The sequence below is a fragment of the Acinetobacter sp. A2 genome (assembly GCF_012371325.1).
Taxonomy (GTDB): domain Bacteria; phylum Pseudomonadota; class Gammaproteobacteria; order Pseudomonadales; family Moraxellaceae; genus Acinetobacter.
The window spans coordinates 14,627-27,709 of record NZ_JAAZQX010000022.1; the positions used below are offsets into that span (position 1 = coordinate 14,627).

A 13,083-nucleotide genomic window follows, 5' to 3' on the forward strand; every position below is an offset into this window, starting at 1 on the left:
CCAGCCTCGGCTGGTTTTTTAATGTGATTTTATTTACTTAGATTTGATTGTTCACATCATCATGCTTGGTTTCACGAATCAGTAAAAAAGCCATTAAAGATAAGATAGATGCCGCACTCAGGTAATAGCCGACTGCTGCTAAGCCATAGCTGGTGGCAAGTTTAGTAGCAATGAGTGGGGCAAAAGATGCACCAAAAATACCTGCCAAGTTAAAGGTCAAGGCAGAACCTGTGTAGCGAACAGAAGTTGGAAAAATCTCGGATAAGACCGTACCAATTGGCCCATAGGTCAGTCCCATAATGGCCAAGCCAATGCACAGGAAAATAAAGACCACCCATGTACTGCCCGAAGCAAGCATATCGGCAAAGAATAAACCAAAAATCGCTGAGATAATACACACTGCAATTGACGTAGTTTTACGCCCAAATTTTTCTGCCAATACCGCAGACAAAGGAATAAAAGCCGCAAAGCATAAGGTGGCTAACAGTTGAAGTTTTAAAAACTCTTCACGTGAATAGCCTAATTGTTTGGTGCCCCATTGTAAGGCAAATACCGTGGTTAGATAAAACACCACAAAGGTACAAATAGCAGCTACGGTACCTAAAACCAGCATTTTAGAATGCTTTTTAAAGACCTGAATAAATGGCACATTCACTTCTTTTTGTTTATTGAGCACTTTTTGAAAGGCTGGGGTTTCATGTAATTTTAAGCGAATCCATAAACCTACAATGACCAGTAAGGCACTGGAAATAAATGGAATACGCCAACCCCACGCCATAAAGTCTTGTTCAGACATTAAAGCACCTAAAGTTAAGAAAGAGCCTGTCGCCAGAATGAAGCCAATGGGTGCGCCTAATTGCGGGAACATACCATACCAAGCTCGCTTGCCTTCGGGTGCATTTTCAGTGGCTAATAGTACTGCCCCCGACCATTCTCCACCTAAGCCTAAGCCTTGTCCTAAACGGCATAGTGCCAAAAGTAAGGGTGCAACAATACCAATTTGTGTATAAGTTGGCAGTAAGCCAATACAGACGGTGGAAATGCCCATGGTCAGTAAGGCTGCAACCAAGGTGGCTTTGCGCCCAATCCGATCACCCAAATGTCCAAACAGGGCTGCACCAATAGGACGTGCAATAAAGGCAATTGCAAAGGTGGCCAGTGACTGAATGGTGGCAGTCATTGGGTCGGTACTGGTCGGAAAGAACAGATAGGGGAAGATGATCACTGCCGCAGTGGCATAGATATAAAAGTCAAAAAACTCGATGGTTGTACCGACCAAGCTTGCAGTCAGTACTCGAAATTTAGAATTTTGAGTCGGCTGTTCAGCGGCAGCAGTAGATGAAGATGCCATACAGGACCTTATGTAAGTGAATTTGAAAATATAATTCAGCACAGACAGAAGAGGTGCAGCTGTAATCGCAAATACTTCTTGCAGTTATACTTTTTTGAACAAGAAATAAGTCAAAAGATGTTATCTCAGGACTTAATCAAATACTGAGAAATCCACACATGATGGATGACTGTATCTTTAGAGCGATTAAATCACATACAGATAAATTGACAAAAAGTGCGCTCCTGCACCAATCAAGACAAATACATGCCAAATTGCGTGGGTATATCTTACGCGTTTTAAGGCATAAAACAATGCACCCACCGTGTAAGCAAGGCCACCAATCAGTAAAAAAGTTAGTGCTTGGCTGCTTAAATAGGCCTGCATATCATCCATGACCAAAACGGCCAACCAGCCCATGACCAAATAAGCAATTAAAGAAATTTTATGAAAACGGTTGATAAATACCAGTTTGAACAAGGTGCCAATTAGGGCAATGATCCACAGTGCAATTAATAAATATTGTGCTTTGGGCGTAGGGATGGCAATAGAGAGAAAAGGGGTGTAGGTGCCTGCAATTAAATAATAAATGGCAGTGTGATCAAGCTTTTTATAAAAATAGCGGCGGTCTGCAGCAGTTGCCATGTGATACAGCATAGAGGCAGAAAAGAGCAACACCATACTAATGGCATAGGCCCATAAACCTAGCCATTGTCCTGTACTCAGGTATGCGCCTTTGATCAGTAAAAAAATACCGCCAATTAATGCCAAAGCTGCACCAATACCATGGCTCAGATAGTTAATCCGTTCCTCTTGATGGTCATAATCTGGTACTAAAGGCGCATTCAATTTCATAGGTGTTCTTTTTTATTTATACAACTGTATAGTAATTCAATTTTGCTTTTAGGGTAATAACATTTAAACTTGAATTGTAATTTTTTCAGGTTTTCACTATGTCGACTTTGGCTTCTCCCTCTGTGCAGGAACAACAATTCTTGGAGGCTTTTCAGCAAGCCATTGATACACAAAAACTTGATCGTGTGGTACTTAGCCAGTACAAAGGCGAATTGGAACAATTAGAAAAAATTACCCTGCGTATTATTCAACTCAATCAAGAGCAGGTATTGAGTTGTTTGTATCGTCATAAAACGCAGGATATCACCAAAAATTATCCTTTGGCGCAAGCCCAATCACAATTGAGTCAGTTATTGGCAGATTGTAAACAGGCGAATTTATTTACCCTAGATCAAGAAATTCAGCTTAAAAAGAATAAAAAGAAAGCCATGCTCAGTATGAGTAAAGCGGTAACGTCTGCTGCAAAACCCAAAGAGCAACAAGGGCATGATCGTGAAAAGCAACGCTATGTCGAGCAAAGTAGTCCTTTTTTACAGCCTCTAGGTATTACTGATGCGCAGGCGCAGATTATTCCAAGCATGGCGCGTAAGTGGAAACAGATTAATAAATTTATTGAAATTTTTGCGGGTGCATTGGCGCATATTCATCTTTCTGAGCAAAGCGTGCGTGTGGTGGATTTCGGTTCAGGTAAGGGCTATTTGACCTTTGCACTGTATGATTATTTGCAAAAGCAGCAATTGAAACCTTGGGTTACAGGGGTGGAATTGAATCCGAAAATGGTCGAGTTTTGTCAGTCTGTAGCAAAGGCGGCAGATTTTCAGCAGCTGGACTTTTTTCAGGGTGATGTCCGTACCTATCAACCTGAACACTTGGATGTCATGATTGCATTACATGCCTGCGATGTGGCAACAGATTTTGCAATTCATACGGGTATTCGCCTGAATGCACAAATGATTATGTGTGCACCGTGTTGTCATAAAGAATTGCGTCCACAATTGCAAAGTCCGAGTGTGCTTAAACCAATGTTGCAGTTTGGCATTCATGCAGGACAGCAAGCAGAAATGTTGACCGATACCATTCGTGCATTATTGCTTAAAGCCTATGGCTATGACACCAAAGTGTTTGAGTTTGTCTCGTTGGAGCATACCAGTAAAAATAAAATGATTTTGGCGACCAAGCGGGCAGATGTTCATCAACCTGATCAAGCAGTTTTGGCTCAAATTCGCGAACTGAAAGCCATGTATGGTATTCAGAAACATTCTTTGGAATTGTTGTTGAATGATCAGTGGGATCAGCAGGGGATTGGCTGTAAATGCTAAGGTCGATGGGCTTGGAGTAAATAATGCAAAATTATGAAATTCAGTCGGATGATTGGGCGCGCCTAGCTGCAGATGCTAAACCCATTCGTGAGCAGGTGTTTATACAAGAGCAGCACATTTCCCCTGAAGATGAGTGGGATGCACAAGACGCAATTGCCTTGCATTTTGTTGTTTATCTAGCAGGGCAAGCTGTTGCAACAGCACGCTTGTTGGAAAATCATAGTATTGGTCGTGTGGCTGTATTGAAGTCGCAGCGTGGTTTAGGTCTCGGACGTGTGTTGATGCAGCATATTATTCAACTGGCACGGCAGCAGTGCCGCCCAGAGGTCAAGTTGTCTGCACAGGTGCATGCAATTCCGTTTTATCAAAGTTTAGGTTTTTACGTTGAAGGTGAATCATATTTAGACTGTGGTATTCCGCATGTGGATATGCGTTTGCAGTTCTGATTTTTCCTCATTTATTTTTTATTATTTGGCTTTTATAAAAAATCGCCATGTTTCATTGGAAACATGGCGATTTTTTTGATTGATTTCTGCTAGCGCAAATTAATGTCCATGCGTGTTGGCAGGTGCTTGCTCGTGGCTTTCAGGCATAGCAGCATGTTCAGTTTCAGTCATAGCATGTGCATCTGCTGTAGGTGCAGCTTTTAACGCTTCTCGAGCTTCACGGTCAGCTTGTGCCTTTGCAATTGCTTCTTGTGACATAGCTGGTGCATTTTTAAACGCATGTTGTTGGGTATTTTGCTTTTGTTGCTGGCTTGGCATGTAATCTGGTTCATTGGTAACGGCCAACCAGAAAATAAACATGAATATTCCACCCAAAATACAGAAAATAAAGAGTGCTTTCCAACCCCAAGGCGATTTTTCAGGAGTAAGGTGTTCAGTCATGTGTATCTACCCAATTTGAATCTATATCTTAAAATTATGTAACTTTATAACATAAAATGCATAAAAAACGGATTAAATTCTGTGCGTGTTAGCTTTTTGGGGTGATTTTAATCAAATAAAAAGAGGGATGGTGTATCCCTCTTGAATTGTGAAGTATGGGACTAAATGGCTAAATGACTTTAGCACCTGCAGCAACACGCTCTTGCAAGAGTTGAGGTGGGCTAAAGCGCTCACCATATTCTGCTGATAATTGCTGCGCGCGTACTAAAGCCTGATCTAAACCATATTGATTAAGGAATTGCAAAGCACCACCCGTCCATGCAGGGAAGCCAATACCAAAAATTGAACCAACATTGGCATCAACCACAGATTCTAAAACACCTTCTTCTAAGCAGCGTAAGCTGTCTAGCGCTTGCACAAATAAGAACCGATCAATCATGTCTTGTTCAGATATTTCAGTGTTTTTATACCAGTGGCTTAAGCCTGCCCACAGTTGTTTTTTGCCTTGTTCTGGGTAGTCATAAAAACCTGCACCTGCGGCTTTGCCTTGACGTGAAAACTGATGAATCATGGTTTGAATGACATCATCTGCAGGAGAAGCGGCGCGATCTTTCCCCTGTGCTTGCAATGCTTTACGCGCTTCTTGTGCCACGTGTTCCGACAGTGTTAAAGATACTTCATCTTGAATGGCAAGTGGACCTACAGGCATACTTGCTTTTAAAGCTGCCATTTCAATTTTTGCAGGGTGCACGCCTTCGGCCAGTAAACGCAAACCTTCTTGTACAAAGGTGCCAAACACCCGACTGGTAAAAAAGCCGCGACTGTCATTCACCACAATTGGGGTTTTGCCAATTTGTTGCACAAAATCGAAAGCCTTAGCCAACGTGGCTGCATCTGTATTTTTTCCTTTAATAATTTCCACCAGCGGCATTTTATCGACAGGGCTAAAGAAATGCAGACCAATAAAACGGTTTTGATTTTGTGCTGCTTGCGCCAACTCACTAATGGGTAAGGTCGAGGTATTAGAGGCCATCACACCATCTTCAGGCAAAAATACTTCTGCTTCCTGTGTAACTTGTGCTTTAAGTGCAGTATTTTCAAATACAGCTTCAATGATTAAGTCACAGCCTTGTAAATCTGTTGCCTGTGCGGTTGGATGGATCTGGGCAAGAATTTGTGCAGCACGTTCTGCATGGATACGGCCTTGGGCAACTTGTTTATCGAGCAGTTTTTGGCTGTATGCTTTGCCTTTTTCAGCCTGTTCAATAGACACATCTTTGAGCACCACCGCAATGCCTTTAGTTGCGGTTGCGTAGGCAATTCCTGCGCCCATCATGCCTGCACCTAAAATCCCGACTTTTTGTACTGAATTGACAGGAATCTCTTTAGGGCGGCTCATCCCAGATTTAATTGCATTTAAGCCATGCCAGAACGTGCCAATCATATTTTTAGAAATTTGGCCTGTCGCAAGCTGAGTAAAATAGCGTGATTCGATTCGCAGCGCCGTATCAACATCGACCTGAGCACCTTCAACCGCTGCCGCCAGAATTGCTTCAGGCGCAGGGTAACAGCCTTTGGTTTTATCACGTAAGATGGCAGGGGCAATTGAAAGCATTTGTGCTACAGCAGGTGTTGCAGGTGTTCCGCCTGGAATTTTATAGCCTTTGGCATCAAACACTTGTTGTGATTGTGGGTGTGCCAAAATCCATGTACTGGCTTTGCTGAGCAGTTCTGTTTCATTGTTAGCAAGCTCATGCACCAAACCCAAACTTTGTGCTTTTTCTACACTCAGTTGTTTGCCTTCCATTAAAAGTGGCAGGGCAGTTTGTAAGCCTAGTAAGCGCACCATCCGCACAATTCCGCCACCGCCTGGTAATAAGCCTAGCGTTACTTCAGGCAGACCAAATTTAGTTTTGGGGTTATGAATAGCAATACGATGATGACAGCACAATGCCAGTTCCCAACCACCGCCAAGTGCTGTGCCATTCAAGGCAGCCACCACAGGAATACCACGGGTTTCGATATAACGTAGCTGCGCTTTTAAGCTTTCAATCATCTCAAAAAAAGCTGTGGCCTGTTCAGGTTGAGTCTGAATCAGTTCATCTAAGTCACCGCCTGCAAAAAAGGTTTTTTTTGCAGAGGCCATGATAATGCCCGCTACTTGTTCATCAGCCTGTAATTGTTGTATGACCTGTTGCAGCGCATCTCGAAAGTCTGCATTCATGGTGTTGGCAGATTGATTTGGCGAGTCAAAAGTTAGAATGACAATATTATCGGCATTTTTTTGATAGTGAATGGCGCTCATTTTGTACTCCTTATACTCGCTCAATAATGGTGGCAATTCCCATACCACCACCTACACATAATGTGGCCATGCCGCGTTTTTTATCTTGTCGTTCTAACTCATCCAACAAAGTGCCTAAAATCATGGCACCTGTCGCACCTAAAGGGTGCCCCAAGGCAATTGCACCACCATTTACGTTCACTTTGGCAGGGTCAACTTTCAGTTCCGTGATAAAACGCATCACCACAGCGGCAAAGGCTTCATTGACTTCAAATAGGTCAATATCTTCAATGTTGAGTCCTGCTTTGGCCAAGGCTTTACGTGCTGCAGGTGCTGGCCCTGTAAGCATGATCGCAGGGTCTGTGCCGACCAATGCAGTGGCTAAAACTTTAGCGCGAGGTTTTAAGTTTTGTTGCTGTACCGCTTGTTCAGATGCAATCAAGACCAGTGCTGCACCATCTACAATACCCGATGAATTGCCTGCATGATGCACATGATTGACTTGTCCAGCTTCAGGGTATTTTTGCAGGGCGATGGCATCGAACCCCATTTGCCCCATCGTTGCAAAACTTGGTTTAAGCTGAGCCAAGCTTTCAGCCGTGGTCTGTGGTTTGATAAATTCGTCTTGTGCCAAAATGACCACACCCGCCTGATCTTTAACTGGTACGATGGAGCGCTCGAAATATCCCAAAGCTTGGGCTGCTGCTGCTTTTTGTTGAGATGCAGCTGCAAATTGATCGACCTCGGTGCGGCTATAACCATCGAGTGTGGCAATTAAGTCAGCCCCGATACCTTGTGGAATAAAGTCACAGGCCATATTGGTTTCAGGATCAAATGCCCAAGCACCGCCATCTGAACCCATTGTCACACGTGACATAGACTCCACACCGCCCGCAACAATTAAATCTTCCCAACCTGAACGAACTTTTTGTGCTGCTAAATTAACGGCTTCTAAGCCTGAAGCACAAAAGCGATTGATTTGTACCCCTGCAACATCATTGTCCCAACCTGCGGCAATTGCTGCAGTTTTGGCAATATCTGCACCTTGATCACCTATAGGTGTGACGCAGCCTAAAACAATATCATCGACTTGAGAGGTGTCTAAGTTATGTCGTTGCTGTAATTCATTCAATAAGGTGGTGAGTAGGCGAATAGGTTTTACTTCATGTAAAGCACCATCTCTTTTTCCTTTGCCGCGCGGGGTGCGAATGGCATCAATGATATAGGCCTCGCTCATAATCAATCCTTTGTCGATAGTTTTCTTAGTGATTGCTTTTGAGTGTAAACAGAAAATGCTGAAGTGCAATGATGAGAACGGTACAGGTCAGTGAAGTTTTTTGCCAATACTGCAGTATGGTTTGATTACTGTTGTGGATGAGGAAAGTGCTGTGTGGTACTTAAAAAAAGCCCTTGCAGTGTGCAAGGGCGATTAACTGGAATCACAGGTGAGTGTGAATTTTTAGTTGTGAATTAATGATAACCATGCAACTGACGATATAAACCAGGGGTTACACCAGTCCACTTTTTAAATGCACGGTGGAAGGTACTGGTTTCACTAAAGCCAACTTGTTGTGCGACATCTTCAAGGGTCAGTTCAGGATTGAGTAGCAAGTGAATCGCTGCATCACGACGCAAGGCATCTTTCACCCCTTGATAGCTTTTGCCTTCTGCTGCCAAACGACGACGTAAAGTTTGTGGCGATAAGTACAGCATAGAAGCAACATCGTTCAGGGTTGGCATTTCTTCGCCAATCTGACTCTTTAACACATCGCGAATACGTGAAGTTAAAGAATTGGTGTTTTTAAATTTCACTAACAATTGTGCAGGTGCAGTTTTTAAGAACTCGTCTAAAGTTTCCTGCGTTTGACGAATTGGTAAATCCAAATAGTCAGCTGCAAAGGTAATTTCGGTACGTGGCATATCAAATTGCATTACAGGTGCAAAGAATAGCGCATCGTATTCATCTGCATGTGCAGGACGAGGATAGCCAAAATGCACACGCTCTAAAGGCAAGCGACGCTCTATTAGCCAAGAGGCCAAGCCGTGCCAAATCATTAACATGCTTTCAGTAATGAAGTGATCAGGATCCATAGATTGTGGAATAGACGGCACTAGGCGTGCTTCGTGTTTGTCACGTTCTAAGGTTACAGACCAGTCATCACCAAACAGTTTGTAGAATTGAGAGGAGAGTTCTAAGGCATCGCCCAGTGTTTTGGCGTGAATCACCAATTGACACATAATTGCGAATGTTCCTAAACGACGTGGTTGGCTGTCAAAGCCAACGTGCTCGTCTTGAGTCACCATCCACAACATTTTTATAAAGCGCGTGTATTGTTCAGGTGAAATACGTGCTTTCGGTTGGCGCAGCAGTTCCGCCTCAATACCGACATGAGATAATAAGGTTTCGACATCCATACCGAGTCGTTTGACACCTGTGAGCGCAGCATTGACAAAATGGATACTAATGGTATCTCGGCTCATGTTAAATCCTTCAGTCTCTTTTGTATTCACGTAAGCTTGACCTAAATGACGCTAAAAAATTGAAATTGGCAATTTACAATACCAATTTTACTTATTTTACATAATAAATTGCCGAAATGATCAAGGTAAATGGCTGAAGATGACATTGTGTTACAGTTTTAGTGTTTATAAGATAAACGGAAAATCAGAAAAAATGGCGTAATCACAACAATGACACATGCACTGAACGGTTTAAAAGTTTTAGATTTTTCCACCTTGTTGCCTGGCCCATTTGCAAGTTTATATTTGGCAGATATGGGTGCAGAGGTGATTCATATTGAGTCTGCGACAAGGCCTGACTTAATTCGTATGTTTCCGCCCTATGCCAATGGACAGGCCACTTCACACAGTTATTTAAACCGCAACAAACAGTCCATTACTCTCGATTTAAAATCGCCAGACAGCATTCAATTGATTTTGGACAAAATTGGTGAGTTCGATATTGTATTGGAGCAATTTAGGCCTGGTGTGATGCAGCGTTTAGGGCTGGACTATGCCAGCTTGGCAAAAATTAATCCACGACTGATCTATTGTTCCATTACAGGTTATGGGCAAACGGGCGATTATAAACATCGGGCAGGGCATGACATTAATTATTTAGCCTTGGCGGGAATTGCAGGGCACAGCGGACGTCAAGCAGGCGGGCCGCCACCGCTAGGTATTCAGGTGGCCGATGTAGCAGGTGGTTCATTGCATGCTTTGGTTGGAATTTTGAGTGCGGTGATTGAGCGTCAGCGCAGTGGCTTAGGGCAATATATTGATATTTCGATGACCGATTGTGCAGCCACATTAAACAATATGGCAGCTTCTGCCGTTTTGGCGGCACAGGAGCCTCAATATGCTGAGCAATCTTACTTAAATGGAGGCAGTTATTATGACTATTATGAAACGGCCGATGGTCGTTATCTTTCGGTGGGCAGCTTAGAGCCACAATTTATGCAAGGCTTGGCACAAATTTTAGATTTGCCCATTTTGCTCGAAAAAGGCACATCTTTAGACCCGCAAGACCATATACAAGTGAAACAAGCCATTCAGGCCAAGATTAAAGCGCAAAATTTTGCCACGTGGCAGCATATCTTTGCACAACACGATGTTTGTGTAGAACCAGTTTTAACTTTAGATGAAGCTTTACATTCCCCCTTGGCACAGCAGCGTGGTTGGACTGTAAATGTTCCAATCCAAGGCAATGCCACACAAACCGAAACTCAGTTGGCTTGTCCTATTAAATTTTCACGTTCAAAAATGCGCTATGACTATATTGGGCAGGCTTTAGGTGTAGGACAATGGTGATCATGCTCAATAGCTAAAAATATGTAGGAAACTCAACTTAAACACGAAATAAAAACGAAGATAGATGCTTTAGCATAAAAAGTGCTAAAGCATGCATTATTTTGTGATAGCTATGTAAAAGGTCTGGAAATTTCGGCAAAGGCTTGCAGGCTGTGCCATTGCAATGTCTTATCAATAAAATCGCTAAGAAATATGTAAAAAACACATTTTGTTGATAGATTGAATCTCGCTATGCTGTCAGCCGTGATAATAGAAATGACTAGCTGTACGCCATGTATTTATATACTGATTTCGATCAGCAACTGATTAATGAACGTGTTGCACAGTTCCGTGACCAAACGGAACGTTATTTAGCAGGCAAATTGACTGAAGACGAATATCGTCCATTACGTCTGCAAAATGGTTTGTATGTACAACGCTATGCGCCAATGTTGCGTATTGCTGTGCCTTACGGTCTGATGAACTCTAAGCAGTTGCGTAAAGTGGCGCAGCTGGCCAAAGACTATGACCGTGGTTATGCACACGTATCAACACGTCAAAATATTCAGTTTAACTGGCCTGCACTTGAAAATGTGCCAGATATGCTAGCTGAGCTTGCAACAGTACAAATGCATGCTATTCAAACCTCAGGCAACTGTATTCGTAACACCACCACAGACCAATATGCAGGCGTTGTGGCAGGTGAAATTGCCGACCCTCGTCCGACTTGTGAATTAATTCGTCAGTGGTCTACCTTCCATCCTGAATTTGCATTCTTGCCACGTAAGTTCAAAATTGCTGTTTCAGCACTTGAAGAAGTGGATCGTGCAGCGACTGCGTTTCACGACATTGGCGTATATATTGTTAAAAATGCGGCAGGTGAAACGGGTTACCAAATTAAAGTGGGTGGTGGTTTAGGCCGTACGCCAATTATTGGTAGTGTGATTCGTGAATTCTTGCCACGTGAAGATTTGATTGCTTATTTAGAAGCAGTATTGCGTGTCTATAACTTACACGGTCGCCGTGACAATAAATATAAAGCACGTATCAAGATTTTGGTAAAAGCGTTAACGCCAGCAGTATTTGCAGAAAAAGTTGAAGCTGAGTTTGCACATACAGTGAAAACTTTAAAAATTGATGCAGAAACTTTGCAGAAAATGGATGAAAACTTCACGCCATTTGCTTATCAAAACTATGCCGATGAAGATTTTAGCGAACTGTTTGCACAGTATCCAAAATTCAAGCAATGGTTCAACATCAATACCAATGCACATAAAGTGCAGGGTTACCGCATTGTCACGATTTCTTTAAAACGTGCGGGTATTGCACCGGGTGACATGAGCACCGAAGAAATGAATTTGATTGCAGACTTGGCCGATCAATATACCTTTGGCGAGTTGCGTACCACACACGAGCAAAACATTGCTTTGGTAGATGTACCACAAAAAGACTTATTTGCCTTGTGGCAAGTGTTAGATGCCAACAACTTGGCACGTGCGCATATTGGCTTTATTACCGATATTATTTGCTGCCCAGGCGGTGATTTCTGCTCGCTTGCTAATGCAAAATCAATTCCAATTTCAGAAGCGATTTCACGCCGTTTTGATGATCTAGATACCATCTACAACCTTGGTAAATTGGATTTGAATATTTCGGGCTGTATGAATGCATGTGGTCACCACCACGTGGGGAATATCGGAATTTTAGGTGTCGATAAAAAAGGCGCAGAATTCTACCAAATTACCCTCGGTGGTCATGCCGATCATGACGCTTCAATTGGCGATATTTTAGGGCCATCATTTGCTGCTGAAGTGATTCCAGATGTCGTGGAAGAAATTTTAAATACCTATTTAGACTTGCGTACCGAGGGTGAAGATTTTATCGACACTTATCGTCGTGTCGGCATCCAGCCATTTAAGGAGCGTGCTTATGCTTAATACCGCACTGCCTGTGCTCGCAAAAGATGGCACGATTGCAGAAAATACTTATCAAGTGATTGCTGAAGATGCTGCATTACCTCAAGGTGATGTAGTGTTAAGCGTTGAGCAACTTGATCAGTTGGCGCAAGTTTCAGGTAAAAAAGCGTTGTATCTCACCGTAGATGCTTCTCCAGAAAACCATGAATTTCCGCTTGCTGAACTAGATGCGATTTTTATTGAATTCGCTGGTTTTAATGATGGTCGTGGTTATTCGTTTGCAGCGTTATTGCGCCGTCAGGGTTTTCAGGGCGAACTTCGTGCCGTAGGTGATGTATTTAAAGATGTACTGAACTACATGAAGCGTGCAGGTTTTGATACTTTCGTGATCAAAGAAGGTAAAGATGTCAGCGAGGCAGCTGCCGGCTTAGCCGACTTTACCCATCCTTATCAAGCATCGACTGCTGTACCAAAACCGAATTATCAGACAGGTGCTTAAGTTTAAACACTTAAGTATTAGACCTGAAAACAGTATTGATTCTGTTGCAAAAAAAGCCTGCATTGCAGGCTTTTTGTTTGTTTGAAATTTAGAGTATGGATTGTTTTTTCGTTATTCTTCATGCTTTAATTTGGTGCAAAGTACTGTAGTATAAACACGCTTCTGCACCTCGAAATTCTGCTGTGGTGTTGTGTGCTGCATGCA

At 42.8% G+C, this 13,083-nt stretch carries 11 protein-coding genes; 5 read left to right on the forward strand and 6 right to left on the reverse strand.

The genetic code is table 11. From position 1 onward, the window contains the following. Window positions 1-37: 37 nt before the first annotated feature. Window positions 38-1,351 carry an MFS transporter gene (locus tag HHA43_RS09370; RefSeq protein WP_168461520.1) on the reverse strand — a complete coding sequence of 438 codons (1,314 nt, stop codon included), beginning with the start codon at window positions 1,349-1,351 and terminating at the stop codon, window positions 38-40. A 186-nt stretch (window positions 1,352-1,537) separates the two neighbouring features. Further along, entirely contained in the window at window positions 1,538-2,185 is a 648-nt protein-coding gene (trhA, locus tag HHA43_RS09375) for a PAQR family membrane homeostasis protein TrhA (protein WP_168418869.1), read from the reverse strand. A 98-nt stretch (window positions 2,186-2,283) separates the two neighbouring features. Here trhA and HHA43_RS09380 point away from each other — a divergent pair, with 98 nt between their 5' ends. Beyond that, entirely contained in the window at window positions 2,284-3,504 is a 1,221-nt protein-coding gene (locus HHA43_RS09380) for a class I SAM-dependent methyltransferase (RefSeq protein ID WP_168542487.1), read from the forward strand. Between the two features lie 23 nt (window positions 3,505-3,527). After that, on the forward strand, window positions 3,528-3,950 hold the full coding sequence (locus HHA43_RS09385) for a GNAT family N-acetyltransferase (protein ID WP_168542489.1): 423 nt from the start codon (window positions 3,528-3,530) through the stop codon (window positions 3,948-3,950). Window positions 3,951-4,049: 99 nt separating this feature from the next. Here the strand turns inward: HHA43_RS09385 and HHA43_RS09390 are convergent, their stop codons facing one another. The 4 genes from HHA43_RS09390 to HHA43_RS09405 form a co-directional block, all read right to left on the reverse strand. Beyond that, window positions 4,050-4,391 carry a hypothetical protein gene (locus HHA43_RS09390; protein ID WP_168461516.1) on the reverse strand — a complete coding sequence of 114 codons (342 nt, stop codon included), beginning with the start codon at window positions 4,389-4,391 and terminating at the stop codon, window positions 4,050-4,052. Window positions 4,392-4,560: 169 nt separating this feature from the next. Further along, the gene (locus HHA43_RS09395; RefSeq protein WP_168542491.1) at window positions 4,561-6,696 is read right to left on the reverse strand and encodes a 3-hydroxyacyl-CoA dehydrogenase NAD-binding domain-containing protein; all 2,136 of its coding nucleotides are present in this window, start codon (window positions 6,694-6,696) and stop codon (window positions 4,561-4,563) included. Between the two features lie 10 nt (window positions 6,697-6,706). Next, the gene (locus HHA43_RS09400) at window positions 6,707-7,912 is read right to left on the reverse strand and encodes an acetyl-CoA C-acetyltransferase (protein ID WP_168542493.1); all 1,206 of its coding nucleotides are present in this window, start codon (window positions 7,910-7,912) and stop codon (window positions 6,707-6,709) included. A gap of 233 nt (window positions 7,913-8,145) precedes the next feature. Then, complete coding sequence (locus HHA43_RS09405) at window positions 8,146-9,156, reverse strand: AraC family transcriptional regulator (protein WP_168461512.1); 1,011 nt, start codon at window positions 9,154-9,156, stop codon at window positions 8,146-8,148. A 210-nt stretch (window positions 9,157-9,366) separates the two neighbouring features. Between HHA43_RS09405 and HHA43_RS09410 the strand changes: the two genes are divergently transcribed. From HHA43_RS09410 to HHA43_RS09420, 3 genes are all read left to right on the forward strand, one after another. Further along, entirely contained in the window at window positions 9,367-10,485 is a 1,119-nt protein-coding gene (locus tag HHA43_RS09410; RefSeq protein WP_168542495.1) for a CaiB/BaiF CoA transferase family protein, read from the forward strand. Between the two features lie 272 nt (window positions 10,486-10,757). Then, window positions 10,758-12,401 carry a nitrite/sulfite reductase gene (locus tag HHA43_RS09415; RefSeq protein ID WP_168418877.1) on the forward strand — a complete coding sequence of 548 codons (1,644 nt, stop codon included), beginning with the start codon at window positions 10,758-10,760 and terminating at the stop codon, window positions 12,399-12,401. Further along, window positions 12,394-12,879 (forward strand): DUF934 domain-containing protein, encoded by a 486-nt coding sequence (locus tag HHA43_RS09420; protein ID WP_168418878.1) that lies wholly within the window; start codon window positions 12,394-12,396, stop codon window positions 12,877-12,879. Before HHA43_RS09415 ends, HHA43_RS09420 begins: the two co-directional genes overlap by 8 nt. Window positions 12,880-13,083 lie beyond the last annotated feature (204 nt).

Bases quoted from the DNA above. Each gene is read 5' to 3' on its own strand.
- HHA43_RS09370 (WP_168461520.1), bottom strand. From the start codon at position 1,351: ATGGCATCTTCATCTACTGCTGCCGCTGAACAGCCGACTCAAAATTCT.
- trhA (WP_168418869.1), bottom strand. From the start codon at position 2,185: ATGAAATTGAATGCGCCTTTAGTACCAGATTATGACCATCAAGAGGAA.
- HHA43_RS09380 (WP_168542487.1), top strand. From the start codon at position 2,284: ATGTCGACTTTGGCTTCTCCCTCTGTGCAGGAACAACAATTCTTGGAG.
- HHA43_RS09385 (WP_168542489.1), top strand. From the start codon at position 3,528: ATGCAAAATTATGAAATTCAGTCGGATGATTGGGCGCGCCTAGCTGCA.
- HHA43_RS09390 (WP_168461516.1), bottom strand. From the start codon at position 4,391: ATGACTGAACACCTTACTCCTGAAAAATCGCCTTGGGGTTGGAAAGCA.
- HHA43_RS09395 (WP_168542491.1), bottom strand. From the start codon at position 6,696: ATGAGCGCCATTCACTATCAAAAAAATGCCGATAATATTGTCATTCTA.
- HHA43_RS09400 (WP_168542493.1), bottom strand. From the start codon at position 7,912: ATGAGCGAGGCCTATATCATTGATGCCATTCGCACCCCGCGCGGCAAA.
- HHA43_RS09405 (WP_168461512.1), bottom strand. From the start codon at position 9,156: ATGAGCCGAGATACCATTAGTATCCATTTTGTCAATGCTGCGCTCACA.
- HHA43_RS09410 (WP_168542495.1), top strand. From the start codon at position 9,367: ATGACACATGCACTGAACGGTTTAAAAGTTTTAGATTTTTCCACCTTG.
- HHA43_RS09415 (WP_168418877.1), top strand. From the start codon at position 10,758: ATGTATTTATATACTGATTTCGATCAGCAACTGATTAATGAACGTGTT.
- HHA43_RS09420 (WP_168418878.1), top strand. From the start codon at position 12,394: ATGCTTAATACCGCACTGCCTGTGCTCGCAAAAGATGGCACGATTGCA.